Source organism: Saccharothrix texasensis, assembly GCF_003752005.1.
Taxonomy (GTDB): Bacteria; Actinomycetota; Actinomycetes; order Mycobacteriales; family Pseudonocardiaceae; genus Actinosynnema; species Actinosynnema texasense.
The window spans coordinates 7,749,051-7,765,168 of sequence record NZ_RJKM01000001.1; the positions used below are offsets into that span (position 1 = coordinate 7,749,051).

A 16,118-nucleotide genomic window follows, 5' to 3' on the forward strand; every position below is an offset into this window, starting at 1 on the left:
GGGGCGCGGGGATGTACACACCGTCCATGGTGTTGACGGTCGGGGCGTTGGCCCGCGAGGTCGGGCTGACCGTGCACGTGGACGCGGGGCTGGACCGGGTCGTGGGGTGGGCGCACAGCACCGAGCTGGCCGACCCGACGCCGTTCCTGGAGGGCGGCGAGCTGCTGCTGACCACCGGCATCGCGCTCGGCCCGGCCGACGGGTACGTGCGGCGGCTGGTGGCGGCCGGCGCGGCGGGGCTCGGCTTCGGCACCGGGCTGAGCCACGAGACCGTGCCGGACGACCTGGTCCGGGCCGCCCGGGACGCCGGGTTGGCGCTGCTGGAGGTGCCGAGGGCCACGCCGTTCATCGCGATCGCCAAGGCGGTCTCGCGGGCCGTCGCGGCGGAGGAGTACGCGGCGCTGGCGCGCACCGGCGCGGCCCAGCGGGCGCTGACCCGCTCCGCCGTCGGCGACGGGCCGCCGGGCGTGGTGCGGCGGCTGGCCCGGCTCATCGACGGCGCGGCGGCGGTGCTCGACCCGCACGGCACGCCGGTGCACGTGGTCGGCGCGCTGCCCGACCTCGCCGGGCACGTGCGGCGGCTCGCGGCGACGGGCGGACCGGCCGGCGCGGCGTGGCAGGCGGACGGGCGGCACGTCGCCATGCAGGTGCTGGGGCGGCGCGGCTACCTCGCCGTCGCGGCCCGCGCGCCGCTGGACGCGGGCGTGGTCAACACCGCCGCGTCGCTGCTGACGGTCGCCCTGGCCAGGTCGGACGAGGTGGAGGCGGTGCGCCGGGAGCTGCGGGCCGCGCGGTTCCGGCTGGCGCTGGCGGGCGTGCCGGTGGACGGGCTGCCGGAGCCGCCGTTCCGGGTGTTCGTGCTGCGCGAGCGGGTCGAGCCGGCCGGGTTCTGGGCGGAGGTGGACGGGCGGGTCGTCGTGCTGGCCCGTGCGGTGGACGTGCCCGCCGCCGCGTCCAGCCCGGTGGACGCGGGCGGTGTCGCGCGCGGCTACCGGGAGGCGTTGCGCGCCCTGGAGGCCGGTGTGGACGCGTTCGAGGAGGTCGCCGGGGCCGGTCTGCTCGCGCCGGACGCGGCCGAGTTCGCCGCCGCCCTGCTCGCGCCGCTGGACGACGTGCTGCGCGAGACGGTGCGGGTGTGGCTGGCGTGCCACGGCCAGGCCGAGCCCGCCGCCGCCCGGCTGGGCGTGCACCGGCACACCGTGCGCAACCGGCTCGACCGGGTGCAGCGGTTGCTCGGGCGTTCGCTGGAACCCGCAGGCACGCGTGCCGAGCTCTGGTTGGCCCTGCACGCCTGACCGTACGCTGGACGCGCACCGCCGCCGACGCTCCTTCTCGAGGGGGACCCCTTGGCGCGCTTCCGCTTCCTGGCCCACGCGGCCGGTGTCGTCACCGTCACCGCCGCCCTGCTCACCGCCGTGTTCACCAGTCCCGCCAGCGCTTGCAGCTGCGTGCCCAGCACGGAGGGGGAGCGCTACGAACGGGCGACCCACGTGTTCTCCGGGGTCGTGCGCAGCGAGACCTTGGAGGCAGGCGACCCGGCGTCGCCTTACGACGACAAGTACCGGTACGCGGTGGCCGTCCGCACCGAGTACAAGGGCGACGTGCCCCGCCGGGTCGACGTCGTCACGCCCACCAGCGGCGGGCTGTGCGGCATCCGGCTCTACCCGGGTGTCGAGTACGTCGTGTTCGCGCACGGCGACTCGGCCGATGGCCGGGTGGAGTCGCACTACTGCAGCGGCACCCGGCCGGCTTCGGCCGGTCCGCCGGTGACCACCGTGCCCTCCACCAGCACCACGACCCCGCCGACGAGCACTTGCGCGACCGCCACGCCGTAACGGGTGACGAGTCGCCCGACCGTGCGCCGGAGTTCACTCGTCCGGGTGATCTTCGGCGCTCGGCCGGTCGGGTCGACCGATCGGCGAGCCCTTGCTCGTACCCTTCGTCCGGGTCGTCCCGCCGCGCGCCGACCGCTTTCGCCCGTCCCTCGCCGGGACGTTCGGCATCCCGAAGAGATGGGTGGTTTGTGACAGCCGTGCTACGGGTAGGGGTCCGCGAAACGGCGAACCGGGTGGCTCGCGCCGCCGGCGTACCGGTAGCTTCCGGCGTCCGGGCCGACGTCGTCGACACAGCGGAGGTTCAACCGGATGTGGGACGGTGACCTGACCGGAGAGGTGGTCGACGGCAGGTATGCCCTGGGCAACCTGTACGGGTCGGGCGGCATGGCCGAGGTGTACCGGGCGCTGGACACCCGCCTCGACCGGAAGGTCGCGATCAAGTTCTTCCTCGGCGAGGCGGCCGGCGAGGACCGGATCCGGCTCGACCGCGAGGCGCAGGTGCTCGACGCGCTGCGGTTCCCCGGCCTGGTCGAGGTGTACGGCACCGGCAGCTTCCGCGGCCGGCCCTACTTCGTGATGCAGCCCGTCGACGGCGGCACGCTGCGCCGCCGGATGCGCGGCGCGATGGCGCCCGAGGTGGTGGCCGCGATCGGCGCGCAGATCGCCGGCGTGCTGGCCCACGTGCACGCCAACGACGTGGTGCACCGGGACGTGAAGCCGTCCAACATCCTGCTCGACCCGACCGGGCGGCGGGCCTACCTGGCCGACTTCGGCCTCGCGCTGCAGGGCCAGGTCACCCGCGTGACCAGGTCGGGCATCCTGGTCGGCACGGCCGGCTACCTCGCGCCCGAGCAGGTGCGCGGCGGCGACGTGCTGCCCGCCGCCGACGTCTACGCGCTCGGCCTGGTGCTGCTGGAGTGCCTGACCGGGCGGCCCGAGTACCCGGGCGGCGACACGGAGGCGGCGCTGTCGCGGCTGCACCGCGAGCCGCGGATCCCGGTCGACCTGCCCGACCCGTGGGCCGCCGTGCTGACCGCGATGACCGCGTCCGACCCGGCCAAGCGGCCGTCGGCGGCCGAGTGCGAGCGGCTGCTCACCGAGGCGCAGCGGGCGAGTGCGGGCCTGTCGCCGCTGGTCGCCGCGGCGGCGGTGGTGGACCGGCCCGCGGTGGTCGAGCCCGAGCCGAGGTCCGACCGCCGGGCGCTGCTGGTCGGCGGGGCCGCCGCGGCGGTGGTGCTGGGCCTGGTCGGGTACCTCGCGATGAGCGGCCCGTTCGAGCCGGAGTCCGGTGAGCGCGCCGGCAGGCCGACGACGACCACCACCTCGGCCGACCCGCTCGCCGAGCAGGCGCGGGAGACCGGCGCGACGGCGCCGGGCGACCCGTCCACGGTGACCGTCGTGCAGGTCGCGCCGACGTCGGACGTGCCGGCCGGCAGCACCGGGGACCGGGACGCCGCCGGCGGCGTCCCGGTGACCGGGACCGCGGCCACCACGACCACGACCGCGGCCACCAAGGCCCCGCCGGAGACGCCGGTCGACGTGCCCTCGAACGGACCGGTCGTCGTCCTGCCGAACCCCGGTCCGCCCACGGTGGTGACCGGGCCGCCGTCGCGGGACCGCAGCGGGTCGTCCGGTCGGGGCTGATCCGGGGTCCCCACCTGGGGTGGGTGGTCGGGTGGTTCGTCGAGGGGGTGCGCGGTCAGCGCAGGGCCGGCAGCAGCTCACCCTTGGCGAAGTCCAGGAACTCCCGCTGGTGCTCGCCGCCGATCTGCACCAGCGCCAGGTCGGTGAAGCCCGCCTCGCGGAACTTCGCCACCGCCTCCACCACCGGGCCGACGTCCGGGCCGCACGGGATCCGCTCGGCCACGTCCTCCGGCCGCACGAACTGCGTCGCGCCGGCGAAACCGGACGTGCCGGGCAGCTCCGAGTTGACCTTCCAGCCGCCCGCGAACCACCGGAACTGCTCGTGGGCGCGCTCGACCGCCGCGTCGCGGTCCGGGTCCCAGCAGATCGGCAGCTGGCCGATCTTGCGCGACCGCTTGCCCTGGAAGACGTCCCACTCCTGGCTCAGCGCCGCGTCCGGCTCGGTCGCCACCATCGCGTCGGCCAGCGGCGCGAACGTGCGCACCGACTGGTTGCCCGACACCGCCACCGCGATCGGCACGCGCTGCTCGGGCAGGTCCCACAGCTTCGCCGAGTCGACCCGGAAGTGCTGGCCCGAGTAGTTGACGTACCCGCCGTCGAACAGCTGGGAGATGATCTCCACGGCCTCGCGCAGCAGCTCGTGCCGCACGTTCACCGGCGGCCAGCCGCGGCCGACCACGTGCTCGTTCAGGTTCTCGCCCGCGCCGATGCCCAGCGTGAACCGGTTGCCGGACAGCAGCTGCACGGTCGCCGCCTTCTGCGCCACCACCGCCGGGTGGTAGCGCACGGTCGGGCAGGTCACGTAGGTCATCAGCTCGACCCGTTCGGTGGCCTGCGTGACGGCCCCGAGCACGCTCCACGCGTACGGCGCGTGCCCCTGCTCGTCCAACCACGGCGAGTAGTGGTCGCTCATCACCTCGAAGTCGAACCCCGCCTGCTCCGCCAGCCCGGCGTGCTCGACCAGCTCCCGCGGCCCGGCCTGCTCGGTCATCAGCGTGTAACCGATCCGCACGATTCCTCCTACGCCATCGGCAGGTCGGTGAGGTCCGCCCGCAACTGGTCGAGTTCCTCGTAGACTGCCGACGCGCCGGCGTCGCGCAACTCGGCCTCGCCGAAACCACCCGTGCGAAGGCACACCGAGGGCAGCCCCGCCCGGGCGGCGGCCTCGCAGTCCCACACCGAGTCGCCGATCACCACGGCCCGACCGTCGGCGTCGGCCCGCCGCAACGCCACCTCGATCAGGTCCGGCGCGGGCTTGGTGTCCTCCACGTCGTCCGACGAGGTGGACGTGAGGTCGGAGGCGTCGATCAGCTTCAGGTAGTGGTCGACGTGGTGGCGCTTGCCGGAGCTCGCCAGCACCACCGCGAGGTCCCGCTCCAGCGCCGAGGCGACCAGGCGGTGCGCGCCCTCCAGCGGCCTGACCTCGGGCAGCATCGGCTCGAACTCCGCCTCCCACGCCTCGCGCAGCTCGTCACCGTGCTGCCGCTCCACGTGCTCGCCCGCGACGGCGGCGACGAGCTTGTCACCGCCCATCCCGATGGCCCGGTGCAGGCGCCAGGTCGGCACCGTGATGTCGAAGCGGCGGAACGCGCGGAACCAGGCCACCGCGTGGTGGTAGTTGGTGTCCACCAGCGTCCCGTCGACGTCGAGGACGAGCGTGTTGGTCATGCGGCCTGGTTAACCCGACCGGGCGACGTGCAAACCGGCCGACCTCGCGAACCGCGCCAGCGCCCGTTCAGGTCCGGGTGCAGCCGGGCGGTGGCGCCGAGCGGCCACACGACGAGCCGCCCGTCGTCGCCGACCGGCCGGATCTCCAGCCCGCCCACCTCGCGGGGGGGTGTCCCTATGTGGTTGTCAAGCCGCAGCCGGGGCGGGAGTGGGTTCGGGGTGCCGGTAGTAGGTCTTGTGTCGGAGCATGGCGAACAGGACGTCGCAGCGGCGCCGCGCCAGGCAGATCAGCGCGGCGTTGTGTTTCTTCCCTTGGTCGCGTTTTCGCTGGTAGTAGGCCCTGCTGGTGGGGTCGGACAAGGCTGCGAACGCGGCGAGGAAGAACGCCCGTTTGAGCTTGCGGTTGCCGGTGCGGGCCGGGTGCTCGCCCTTGATCGAGGAGCCCGAGCTGCGGGTGACCGGGGCGATGCCGGCGTAGGCGGCCAGGTGGCCGGAGGATTTGAACCCGGTCGCGTCGCCGATCTCCAGCAGGATGCGGGCTGCGGTCCTGACCCCGACACCGGGCATGGAGGTCAGGACCCCGGCAAGAGGGTGCGCATCGAGTATCCCTTCGACCTCGGTGGCGACCTGTTTGCGTTGCTGGAGGACGGTTTTCAGGCTGTCGGCCAGGCGGGGCAGGACGGTGTCGGCCGCCGTTGTGCCCGGGACGACGACTGTCTGCTCGTCCAGGGCGGCCAGGATCGCGGTGACCAGCTTGTCGCCCATACGGGGTGCGTGGGCGGTGGCGATCGCGGTGAGCTTGCGGCGGCCGGCCTTGGCGATGCCGGTCGGGCCGCCGCAGCGGGACAGGATTTCCAGCACCGCCGGGTGGCTGATCCTGGGGCCGATCGCGCGTTCCAGGGCGGGGTGGATGCCGGTGAGCAGGCCGCGGATGCGGTTGGCGATCCGGGTGGCCTCGCCGGCCAGGTCGTCGTCGAAGCCGACCAGCACGTCCAGCTCGGCCAGGGCGTCGTCGCCGACGTCGACCGGGCGCAGCGTGTGCGGCAGCGAGCGGGCGGCGTCGGCGATGACGAACGCGTCCCGGGCGTCGGTTTTCGCGCGGCCGGGGTAGAGGTCGGCGATGCGGCGCATGGCCAGGCCGGGCAGGTAGGCCACCTGGTGGCCGGCCGCGCGGGCCACCGCGACCGGCAGCGCGCCGATCGTCGCCGGTTGATCGACCACCACCAGCAGCGACCCGTGCGCGGCGAGCTTGTCGAACAACGCCCGCAGTCTCGGTTCGCTGTTGGGCAGCGGCGCGTCGTGAAGCCGCTTGCCCGCCGGGTCCAGGCCGACGGCGTGTTGTTCGCCCTTGCCGACATCCAGGCCGAGGAACACCTGGTAACCGCTGGTCATCCGTCCTGCCGTTCGTTCATCGCGGATGGTCGCCGGTCGGGCATCGACGGCCGGCACCCACGTTACGACGAGACCTGCCCGGCGGGCGGCCGTGTCCCTATCAGCGGTCCGGCGATGCCACCAGGCCCGGTGACACCACCCCCCGGATCATGGGTTCGACTGGGGGCGTCAGTCATGCCGGACCTGGCGACCACGACTCCTTGATCAGGAGCTATGAAAAAGGTAACGGGGGGCGAACCCGCGCGAGCGGCCGTGCCACGACACGACCAGCCGGGTCGCTCCCCCCCGCAGCCGGTTGGGCCGCAACGGCGCGCCGCGCACGTGCCAGTGCAGCGCCGCGACGCTCACGCCGAGCAGGACCACCGACACCCAGACGGGGAGGAACAGCCGGGGCGTGGCGCCGAACGCGACGAACACCGCGAACGCCGCCGCGACGCCGATCGGCAGCGCCGCCCGCGCCCGCGAGACCGTGTTCGCCTGCCGGAACAGCACCTCGTGCCACTGCGCCGGCACCAGCGCGGCCGGCTCGGCCGCGGCGAGGCCGACCGGCCCCGCCGCGGGGGGCAGGTGCCTGCAACACGAACGACGCCGTGCCGCTGAAGCGGTTGTGCACCGGTGAGCTGTCGGGTGGGTCGGCGGCGGCGGTCTGGCACGGGCGTGCGGCGGGTGATCAGCGGTGGACGGCGGCGGAGTCCAGGAACTCCTCGATCAGCCGGACCCACTCGGCGGGCGCCTCCACGGCGGGCGAGTGGCCGCTGTCGAGCTCCGCCCACCGCGCGCCGGGGATCAGGTCGGCCAGCTCGCGCGTGGTGCCCGGCGCGATCAGCCGGTCGTGCTTGGCGCCGATCACCAGCGTCGGCACGGCCAGCGACGGCAGCTCGTCGCGCAGGTCGATCCGCTGCACCAGGTCGACCTGCTCCGGGGTGCCCGGCGGGATGGTCAGCGCGATCAGCTCCAGGAAGCCGTCGGTCTGCTCGGCGGTCATCCGCCGCAGGAACGGCTCGCCCAACGCGATCGTCAGGAGGAAGCGGGCCAGCTCGGCGCGGTCGGCGTCCACCAGCCGGCGCCACTGCCGCATCCGCTCCCGGGTCTCGTCGTCGATGCGGGCGAACCCGGCGGTCAGCACCAAGGCCGTCACGCGTTCGGGGTGGCGCTGAGCGACGCGCACGGCGACCGCGCAGCCCATCGAGTAGCCGACGACCGCGAACCGCTCCTCGCCCTCGGCGGTGGCCACCAGCCGGTCGGCGAGGTCGTCCAGGTCGAGCGGACCGGTCGCGCGGGGGGTGGTCCCGGAGCCGGGGAAGTCCACCGCGTGCACCTTGCGGTTGCGCGACAGCCGCGGGATGAGGGGGCTGAAGTTGGCGCGGACCGTGCCACCGGCCCCGTGGGCGAGCAGAAGTGCGGGAGTCACGTGGCCGATTCTGCCGGTCGACCCGGGTGCGGTGGCAGGGGATCGCGGGCAAAGCGCAATTCGTGACCAGCGTGGATACGGGTTCGGCGGGCGCGGACGAGGGTCTGCCCGTGTCGGCGGGTGTGTCTGCGGGTGTCGGTGGGGGTGGCCGGGCGGAGTGCGCGGGCGAGGCCGCTTCGGTCCGCTTCGGTGTGACGGGAGGTCAGCCGACGTAGACGCGGGTCGCCGTGCCGTCCTCGTGCGTGTGCACCCGGACCAGGTCGCACAGCAGGTTCACCAGCATCACGCCGTACCCGCCGCGCGCGCTCGCGCCGGGGTTGCGCCTGCCCACCATCGGGCTCGCGATCCGGCCCGCGTCACGCACCTCGCACACCACCGTGCCGCCCTCGCGCCACAGCAGCAGCGTGCCGAAGCCGCCACCGTGCACCACGCTGTTCGTGGTCAGCTCGTTGACCGCGAGGACCAGGTCCTCCACCTGGTCGGCGGACAGGCCCGTCTCGACGGCGAACCCGGCCACCAGCCGCCGGGTGACGGCGAGGGCGTCCAGGTCGAACCGGCGGGTCAGCGCGTCCGGCGGCGGCGACGGCAGCGGCCGGTTGAACTCGTCGGCGATCAGGAACGGCTCGCGGTAGCCCGCGCTGGGCCGACGCCGCTGCCCCTCGACCACGAACGGGTGCGTGGCCTCCGCGTCGCGCAGCGCCTCCGGTGCGAGGTTCGCCGTGTCGTACGGGCACAGCATCCAGGCGCACCGGTCCTCGAACGCGGTGTTGACCATCGCCTCGTGCTGCACGCAGGCGGGGTACTCCAGCTCGGTGCGCTCCGGCCACACCGGCTCCCCGACGATCCGCACCCGGCCGGTGGTGGCGGCGTTGTCGGTGAACGCGGCCAGCACGCCCGGGATGATCCGGCCCGGGTTGCGCCCGGCGCGTCTCATGTCCAGGAACTCGACGTGCTCGGCCCGGCCGCCCAGCGCGTGCCGCAGCAGGTCGATGCCCCGCTGCGGCACGGCCACCAGCACCGGCTCACCGGCGGCGATGCCGTCGCGCACGAACGGCACTGTCCCCGCGAGGTACTCCTCGTCGTCGCGGTAGAGCAGCGCCTCGTGCACGAAGTCGACCACCGGGGGGACCTCCGAACGGTTGCGGGTGGGGATGAGGTGGTGGTGGCGGACGACAACGGGAGGGAACGGTTGCTTACCGCACCCGTCCAGTATCGCGCGCGGCCCCGTCGCGGAGCGGCCTGCGCAGGCACACGCGTGTCGCCGGGTCCAGGCCACGTGCCGCTTCCGCGGCCACGACGGCGGTGAGGCCCGGGGACAGGACCGCCACCTCGCGGAACCCGAGCCGACGGTAGTAGGGGGCGTTCCACGGGATGTCCCGGAACGTGGTGAGGGTCAGCGCCGCCAGCCCCCGTGCCGCGGCCCAGCGCTCGACGTGGTCCAGCAGCGCCGCGCCGATGCCGCGCCGGGCGTGGTCGGGGTGCACGCACACCTGCTCGACGTGTGCAGCGCGGTCCTCGGTCAGCACCTCGACCGCGATCCAGGCCACCGGGTCCGGGTCGGCGGCCACCCAGACGTGCAGCCGGGCCAGGGCGCTCACCGGCATCGGGTCGTCGTCGGCGATCTCGGGCATGCCGAAGTCGCGGAAGGGCTCGCCGCAGGCCCGTTCGATCGGGGGCAGCAGCGGCAGTTCGTCCGGCAGGGCGGGGCGGAAGTCCACCGCCGCATGATCAGCCGGCGGTGAGGTTCCGCTCAACCTCGTTCGCCAGGGCTTCGAGCAGGCGTGACGGGAACTGCTCGTCGGGGCAGCCGTCGACCTGGAGCTCGGCGACGCTGCCCGCCGCGCCGACCAGCGAGACGCGCAGCTCACCCCGGCAGCCGTGCCCGGCCAGCGGCGTCCACGCCAGGAGCAGCCGGTCGTAGTCGGCGGCGAGGCCGACCTGGTGCGGACCGTCCTCGGCGCGCAGGATCAGCACGTCGTCCGTGCGGCCGACGACCTGGTAGGGGTCGGGCAGCCAGGAGGCCAGGCGGGCGGGGTCGGCGGCGGCGGCGAACACCAGGTCGGGCAGGGCGGGCACGTCTCGTCTCGCGTGGATGGTCACGGCGTCACGGCTACCCCCGTTCGAGCGGGCGCACACGGGGTAACCGGTGGTCATGACGGCAGCACAGGAACCGGCGGAGCCGGTGGCGGCGGAGTCGGTGGAGTCGGCGGACGGGTCGGTCGAGTCGGACGAGTTCGTCGATCCGGACGAGGTCGCCGAGGAAGCGCCGATCGACCCGACCCCGCAGGAGGTCGACGCGTACCGGTCGCTGATCGGGGACGAGATCCCGGAGTCGGACACGCCGAGGGAGTCGGTCCCGGCGTACGGGTCGGGGAGGGGAGGGACGGCCGGTCGGCGGGAAAGGCGGGTGCCGGAGATCCCGGAGTTCTGACCCGGGGGTGCCGAACCCCGACCTCCGGCCCCGGAGGCCCGGTCCCGGGGCGGTGGTCGGTGCCAGCGGCTCAGGAGTGGCCCGAGCCCGGTTCGGTCATCCCGCGCATGGCCCGCGCCTTGACCGGGTCCGGCAGGACGCGGCCCGCCGAGGCCTGGGCCTTGGTCAGCAGCGAACCGGCCACCACGTGGTCGTCGCCGTCCATCAACGCCTTGAACCCCGCCCGCGCGACGTCCGCCGGGTCGTCCTTCGGCCCGGTCGCGACCTTCGTGTCGGTCATGCCCGCCCGGCGGAAGAAGTCGGTGTCGGTCGGACCGGGCATCAGCGCGGTCACCGTCACCCCGCTGTCGCGCAGCTCCTCCCGCAACGCCTGCGAGAACGACGCCAGGAACGCCTTCGACGCCGCGTAGACCGAGTGGAACGGCCCGGGCGCGGTCGCCGCCACCGACGAGGTGAACAGCACCCGGCCCGCCCCGCGCTCCACCATCGCGGGCAGCAGCCGCTTCGCCAGGTGCACCGCCGAGGAGATGTTCAGGTCGACCACCCGCAGGTGGCTGCGCAGGTCGCTGTCGTCGACGAAGTCGCCGCCGATGCCGATCCCGGCGTTGACCGCCAACGCGTCCACCGGCCGTCCCACCTCCTCGACCACCGCGACCAGGTCCTCGTTCCCCTCGAACGTGGCCAGGTCCGCCCGCACCGGGTCCACCCGCGCCCCACCGGCGGCCAGCTCCCGCGCCACGTCGTGCACCACGTCGTTCTCCGCCGCCACGACCAGGTCGAACCCGTGCTCGACGAACACCCTCGCCAGCTCGAGCCCGATCCCGCTGGACGCGCCGGTCACCACCGCGAACGGCCTCTCCGAAGCACTCATGGCCGAGAACTACCCGGAGTCGGATCACCCAATCCGGTTTCACCCGATGCGCATTCGGGAACTCCTCTCGGTACCTCTAGCTCTCGGATGGTGGTGACGTATGTCCGGACGACCCGACCAGGTCGGTGTGCTGGACGTCGGTTGCTTCAGCGCACACCTGGTCGTCGTGTCCGGCTCGCCGCTGCACCCCGTCGTCTCGCACAAGACCAGGCTGCGGCTCGACCGCGCGCTCGACCGGGACAACCGACTCCGCCCGGAAGGCGTGGAACAGGTTGTGACCGCCGTCCACGCCGCGCACCGGATCGCCGAACGCGCCGGGATCTCCGCCCTGGTGCCGTTCGCCACCTCCGTCATCCGCGACGCGTCCAACGCCGAGCAGGTCATCTCCGAGGTCGCCCGCCGCACCGGAACCCGGCTGCGCGTGCTGCCCGGCCAGGAAGAGGCCCGCCTGGCGTACCGCGCCGCGCGGCACTGGTTCGGCTGGCGCGCCGGCCCCCTGCTGGTCCTCGACGTCGGCGGCGGCACGGTGGAACTCGCGGCCGGTGACGACGTGGAGCCGTCGTTCACGCGCTCGCTGCCGTTCGGCGCCCGCACGCTGACCCGGCGGCTGGCGCTCGACCGCGCCACGCCGCGCGACCACCGCGGCCTGGCGAAGGAGCAGGTGCTGGTGCACGACCGGGTGGTGGCCGCGCTGGAGGGGACGTCGGTCGGCGAGCACCGGGCCGTCGGCTGCTCGAAGGTGTTCCAGCAGTTGGCGCGACTGGCCGGGGCCCGGCCGCAGCACGAAGGGCCGTTCGTGCCGCGCGCCCTGCGCCTGGCCGACCTGCGCGGCTGGATCCCCCGGCTGTCCCGGATGCCCGTGCCGCGCCGCGCCCGGTTGCCGGGCATCTCCCGGCACCGCGCGGAGCAGTCGTTGGCGGGAGCCCTGGTGGCGGAGGCGTTGATGGTGGCCACGGGGTACGACGAGGTGGAGATCTGTCCCTGGTCGACCAGGGAAGGGCTGTTGCTCGCCCTGCTCGGGGCGGGCGACGACGACGACGAGTACTGCCGGGTGGCGTGAAGAGCCGACTAGAACTGCCTGGTGGCGCGAAGAGCACCGCTTGGCGGCGTGAGGGGATCGGGATGCTGGCGCTGTCGGTCGAGTCCCACCGGACGGGGTGCGCGGTGGTCGTGGCGACCGGGGAGTTGGACCTGGCGGGCGCCCGCCGGGTGCTGGACCGGATGGACCGCCTGGTGAGCGAGGGACGCGACCGGATCGTGCTCGACATGTCGGGGGTCGCGTTCTGCGGCGCCCAGGCGATGAGCGCGCTGGTCCGCACCAGGGCGAGGGCGCAGCGCGCGGGCGGTTGGCTGCGGCTGGCCGCCGTGCCGCCGCACGTGCGGCGGGTGTTCGAGCGGACGGACCTGGATCGGCTGTTCCCGCGCTACCCGGACGTGGCCTCGGCGGCGACCGGGCGTGCGGTGGCGCGGGCGGAGGAGAAGCCGGGGCAGAGGATGGGGGAGCAGGGCGTGGTCGGCGGTCGTGTGGTGGGTGGCGGCGCGGTGGGCGGTGGCGCGATGGGTGGCGGCGCTGTGGGTGGCGGCGCGGTGGGTGGTGCGGGAGGTCGTGTGTCACGGGGGAGCAGGGGGAGAGCCAGACCCGGCGCCGACGAAGGGCCGGTCACCGCAGGGTGGTGACGTGCTGTTTCGGGCGGTGATCACGGGGTAGTCGAGCGGGAGAGCCACCGTCAGAGGCGAGGTGATCCGCTGTGAGTGCGAGCACGCGACTGCCCCACCCCGTCCGCGCGGCGGCCATGGCGGTCGCCGTCGTGTTCCTGGTCGTGGGCGTGCTCGGGTTCGTGCCCGGCATCACCACCCACCTGGACCGGATCGCGTTCGCGGGCCCCGGGTCCGGCGCGCACCTGTTCGGCGTGTTCCACGTGTCCGTGCTGCACAACCTGGTGCACCTGCTGTTCGGCGTGGCGGGGCTGGCGATGGCCCGCACGGCGTCGGCCGCGCGGGCGTACCTGATCGGCGGCGGCGCCGTGTACCTGGTGCTGTGGCTGTACGGGCTGGTCGTGGACAAGGCGAGCACGGCGAACTTCGTGCCGGTCGACGACGCCGACGACTGGCTGCACTTCGGGCTGGGCCTGGGCATGGTGGCGCTCGGCGCGGCGCTCAAGGGCAACCCGCATGCGCGCAGTGCCTGACCTCGTCGAACCCGCCTTCCGCGGGCTGGCCGCCGCGCGGGACGCCAAGGCGTTCCACCCGCGCGGCCGGTGGTTCGACGGCACGCTGACCACGACGTTCGACCCCGCGCTGCCGCTGCCGGTCGGCGTGACGGAGGTGTCCGGCCGGCTGTCCAAGGGCGCCGGCACCCCGGGAGGGCTGCCCGACGTGCTCGGGCTGGCGTTCCGGCTGCCGGGACCGTGGGACGTGCTGCTGTCGACCTGCGTCGCCCGCGTGCTGCCGCGGTTCGCGCGCACGTGGACCAGCGGCCGCTACGGCAGCATCAGCCCGTTCCGCTGGCGCGGCCGGCTGGTGTGGCTGGCCGCCGTCCCCGACGACCACCGGCTCCGCTCGACGTCGTTGGCCGGGCTGCCGGCCGAGCTGGGGTTCACGCTGGAGGTCGGCGCGCCGTGGCGACCGGTCGGCAGGCTCGTCGTCCGACCGCTCGACGTCGACCGCGACCTGCCCGCGCTCGACCCGATCCGCAACCGCCCGCCCGGCCTCGACCTGGCGCCGGCGGCCCTCGCCCGGGTCCGCGAGAGGGCCTATCGGGGCAGTCGACGCGGCCGATCGCCCGATCCGGTGACTGCTCCGGACGCATGAGCGCGAATCGGCCGGGTAGTCGAAGTCATGGCGAACCGGTCGAGGTCCGGAGACCGCTGCCGCCTTGGTCTGCGTAGTCCCGCGTACCGCCATCCGGATCGTTGGCGTCCGTCGTCACCGGAGGGTGGGTCCACGTGGCCGTCAGTCTCACCGACACCCCTGCTGGGCGGCCGAGTGGAACGGAGAAACAACCGATGCGACACGATCGCTCGACCCGGCGACGGGTCGTCACCGCAACCCTGGCCACATCGGTGTTGCTGCTGGCCGGCGCGGGCCACGGCCACGGCCACCCCGCCGGGTGGCAACCCGAGGGCGACATCATCGGCGCCGACCGGCCGGACGCGGTGAAGGACAGCTACATCGTCGCGCTCCGGGAAACCGCGGTCACCGTGCAGCAGACGCCCGCGGTGGCGGAAGCCCTGGTCGGCACGTACGGCGGCGAGGTCAAGCTGACCTACACGGCGGCGATGCGCGGCTTCGCGGCCAGGATGAGCGCGGCGCAGGCGCGCAGGCTGGCCGCCGACCCGGCGGTCGAGTACGTCGAGCAGGACGGCGTCGCGCACGCCACCGAAACCCAGGAGAACCCCACCTGGGGCCTGGACCGGGTGGACCAGAAGAACCTGCCGCTGGACAAGAAGTACACCTACAACAGCACTGGCGCGGGCGTGACGGCGTACATCGTCGACACCGGGCTCCACAAGGCGCACACCGACTTCGGCGGACGGGCCGCGGACGGGCGCGACTTCATCGACGACGACGCCGAAGCGCAGGACTGCAACGGTCACGGCACGCACGTCGCCGGCACCATCGGCTCGACCACCTACGGCGTGGCCAAGGCCGTGAAGCTCGTCGGCGTGCGGGTGCTCAACTGCCAGGGCTCCGGCCAGTGGTCGCAGATCATCGGCGGCCTGGACTGGGTGGCGCAGAACGCGGCCAAACCGGCCGTGGCCAACATGAGCCTCGGCGGATCGGCCAGCACGTCGGTGGACGACGCGGTGAAGAAGGTCGTCGCGGCGGGCGTCACGGTCGCCGTGGCCTCGGGCAACGACAACCGCGACGCGTGCAACACGTCGCCGGCGCGCACCCCGGAAGCGATCACGACCAACGCGACGGACAACACCGACAACCGGTCGTCGTTCTCCAACTTCGGTCGCTGCACCGACATCTTCGCGCCCGGCACGAACATCACGTCCACCTGGAACAACGGCGCGGAGCGCACGATCAGCGGCACGTCCATGGCGACACCGCACGTGGCGGGCGCGGCGGCGCTGTACCTCGGCGCGAGCCCGGCCCGGGCCGCGGCGACCCCGGCCGAGGTGGCGAAGGCGCTGATCGACAACGCGACCGACGGCGTGGTCAAGAACTCCGGGCCCGGCACGCCGAACAAGCTGCTGTACACGGGGTTCATCACCGGCGGCGACCCGAAGCCGCCGACGTGCGAAGGCGGCACGAACACCGAGGACGTGGCTATCCCCGACGCCGGCGAAGCCGTGACGTCGGAGATCGCGGTGTCCGGGTGCGAAGGCCGCGGCACGGCGACGACCTCGGTGAAGGTCGACATCGTGCACCCCTACACCGCCGACCTGGCGGTGGACCTGATCGGTCCGAGCGGCGCGGTGTTCGTGCTGCGGCGTTCGGGTGGGGAGAACTCCGCGGACGGCATTCACGAGACGTTCAAGGTGGACACGTCGGCGGAGAACAAGAACGGGACGTGGAAGTTGCGGGTGAAGGACGTGTACGCGTACGACACCGGGAAGATCGATGGTTGGGGGATTGCGTTCTGAGCGGATCGGCGATTCGGATCGCCATTCGGATCGGGTAAAGATCCTCAAGTCCGGCTCGATGTGACATGGGGCCCTTACGGGCACTCCAGGCAGGCCAAAGCCGGCAGGCCCGGCGGGGAAGAGCGTCCCGCCGGGCCTGCCGGCTTCGTCCAGCCTAAAGCACCCGAACCCATGTCAAATCGGGCCTCGGCGGTGGGTGATAGGTGGGTGGGTGGCGGAGGTGGGGGTGGGCTTCCGCTATAGGACAGAGGCCGGTTCTGGCCGCGTTGGT

General features: G+C 73.7%; 18 protein-coding genes. 9 read left to right on the forward strand and 9 right to left on the reverse strand.

Annotated elements, in window-relative coordinates; translation table 11 throughout:
• The first annotated feature begins 26 nt into the window (after nucleotides 1–26).
• The 3 genes from EDD40_RS34850 (at nucleotide 27) to EDD40_RS34860 (ending at nucleotide 3,479) form a co-directional block, all read left to right on the forward strand.
• Nucleotides 27–1,295: a PucR family transcriptional regulator gene (locus tag EDD40_RS34850; RefSeq protein WP_123748518.1), complete on the forward strand. Its 1,269-nt coding sequence runs from the start codon at nucleotides 27–29 to the stop codon at nucleotides 1,293–1,295.
• Nucleotides 1,296–1,346: 51 nt separating this feature from the next.
• Entirely contained in the window at nucleotides 1,347–1,835 is a 489-nt protein-coding gene (locus EDD40_RS34855; protein WP_123746678.1) for a hypothetical protein, read from the forward strand.
• 309 nt (nucleotides 1,836–2,144) lie between these two features.
• Entirely contained in the window at nucleotides 2,145–3,479 is a 1,335-nt protein-coding gene (locus EDD40_RS34860) for a serine/threonine-protein kinase (RefSeq protein ID WP_123746679.1), read from the forward strand.
• A 55-nt stretch (nucleotides 3,480–3,534) separates the two neighbouring features.
• On the opposite strand, the gene EDD40_RS34865 is transcribed toward EDD40_RS34860, so the two are convergent.
• From EDD40_RS34865 to EDD40_RS34900, 8 genes are all read right to left on the reverse strand, one after another.
• On the reverse strand, nucleotides 3,535–4,491 hold the full coding sequence (locus EDD40_RS34865; RefSeq protein ID WP_123746680.1) for an LLM class F420-dependent oxidoreductase: 957 nt from the start codon (nucleotides 4,489–4,491) through the stop codon (nucleotides 3,535–3,537).
• A gap of 8 nt (nucleotides 4,492–4,499) precedes the next feature.
• Nucleotides 4,500–5,147 (reverse strand): HAD family hydrolase, encoded by a 648-nt coding sequence (locus EDD40_RS34870; protein ID WP_123746681.1) that lies wholly within the window; start codon nucleotides 5,145–5,147, stop codon nucleotides 4,500–4,502.
• A gap of 186 nt (nucleotides 5,148–5,333) precedes the next feature.
• Nucleotides 5,334–6,539 carry an IS110 family RNA-guided transposase gene (locus EDD40_RS34875; protein WP_123746682.1) on the reverse strand — a complete coding sequence of 402 codons (1,206 nt, stop codon included), beginning with the start codon at nucleotides 6,537–6,539 and terminating at the stop codon, nucleotides 5,334–5,336.
• Between the two features lie 204 nt (nucleotides 6,540–6,743).
• Nucleotides 6,744–7,052, reverse strand: a complete 309-nt coding sequence (locus EDD40_RS34880) for a hypothetical protein (protein WP_123746683.1) — start codon at nucleotides 7,050–7,052, stop codon at nucleotides 6,744–6,746.
• A gap of 157 nt (nucleotides 7,053–7,209) precedes the next feature.
• Nucleotides 7,210–7,950 carry an alpha/beta fold hydrolase gene (locus EDD40_RS34885; protein ID WP_236594357.1) on the reverse strand — a complete coding sequence of 247 codons (741 nt, stop codon included), beginning with the start codon at nucleotides 7,948–7,950 and terminating at the stop codon, nucleotides 7,210–7,212.
• A 202-nt stretch (nucleotides 7,951–8,152) separates the two neighbouring features.
• Nucleotides 8,153–9,070 carry a sensor histidine kinase gene (locus tag EDD40_RS34890; RefSeq protein WP_123746685.1) on the reverse strand — a complete coding sequence of 306 codons (918 nt, stop codon included), beginning with the start codon at nucleotides 9,068–9,070 and terminating at the stop codon, nucleotides 8,153–8,155.
• A gap of 73 nt (nucleotides 9,071–9,143) precedes the next feature.
• A complete protein-coding gene (locus EDD40_RS34895; protein WP_123746686.1) occupies nucleotides 9,144–9,668 on the reverse strand; it encodes a GNAT family N-acetyltransferase in 525 nt (174 codons plus the stop codon).
• Nucleotides 9,669–9,678: 10 nt separating this feature from the next.
• Entirely contained in the window at nucleotides 9,679–10,050 is a 372-nt protein-coding gene (locus EDD40_RS34900) for a hypothetical protein (protein WP_148088991.1), read from the reverse strand.
• 52 nt (nucleotides 10,051–10,102) lie between these two features.
• On the opposite strand from EDD40_RS34900, the gene EDD40_RS34905 reads away from it, so the two are divergent.
• Nucleotides 10,103–10,381 (forward strand): hypothetical protein, encoded by a 279-nt coding sequence (locus EDD40_RS34905; protein WP_148088992.1) that lies wholly within the window; start codon nucleotides 10,103–10,105, stop codon nucleotides 10,379–10,381.
• Between the two features lie 70 nt (nucleotides 10,382–10,451).
• On the opposite strand, the gene EDD40_RS34910 is transcribed toward EDD40_RS34905, so the two are convergent.
• Entirely contained in the window at nucleotides 10,452–11,252 is an 801-nt protein-coding gene (locus tag EDD40_RS34910; protein WP_123746689.1) for an SDR family NAD(P)-dependent oxidoreductase, read from the reverse strand.
• 100 nt (nucleotides 11,253–11,352) lie between these two features.
• Between EDD40_RS34910 and EDD40_RS34915 the strand changes: the two genes are divergently transcribed.
• The 5 genes from EDD40_RS34915 (at nucleotide 11,353) to EDD40_RS34935 (ending at nucleotide 15,847) form a co-directional block, all read left to right on the forward strand.
• Nucleotides 11,353–12,312 carry a Ppx/GppA phosphatase family protein gene (locus tag EDD40_RS34915; protein WP_123746690.1) on the forward strand — a complete coding sequence of 320 codons (960 nt, stop codon included), beginning with the start codon at nucleotides 11,353–11,355 and terminating at the stop codon, nucleotides 12,310–12,312.
• On the forward strand, nucleotides 12,309–12,929 hold the full coding sequence (locus EDD40_RS43890) for an STAS domain-containing protein (protein ID WP_246038051.1): 621 nt from the start codon (nucleotides 12,309–12,311) through the stop codon (nucleotides 12,927–12,929). The genes EDD40_RS34915 and EDD40_RS43890 overlap by 4 nt, the downstream gene beginning before the upstream one ends.
• Nucleotides 12,930–13,045: 116 nt before the next feature.
• On the forward strand, nucleotides 13,046–13,441 hold the full coding sequence (locus EDD40_RS34925) for a DUF4383 domain-containing protein (RefSeq protein ID WP_123746691.1): 396 nt from the start codon (nucleotides 13,046–13,048) through the stop codon (nucleotides 13,439–13,441).
• Nucleotides 13,425–14,063, forward strand: coding sequence for a hypothetical protein (locus tag EDD40_RS34930; protein WP_123746692.1), 639 nt, complete (start codon nucleotides 13,425–13,427; stop codon nucleotides 14,061–14,063). The genes EDD40_RS34925 and EDD40_RS34930 overlap by 17 nt, the downstream gene beginning before the upstream one ends.
• 194 nt (nucleotides 14,064–14,257) lie before the next feature.
• Nucleotides 14,258–15,847, forward strand: a complete 1,590-nt coding sequence (locus tag EDD40_RS34935; protein ID WP_123746693.1) for a S8 family peptidase — start codon at nucleotides 14,258–14,260, stop codon at nucleotides 15,845–15,847.
• Nucleotides 15,848–16,118 lie beyond the last annotated feature (271 nt).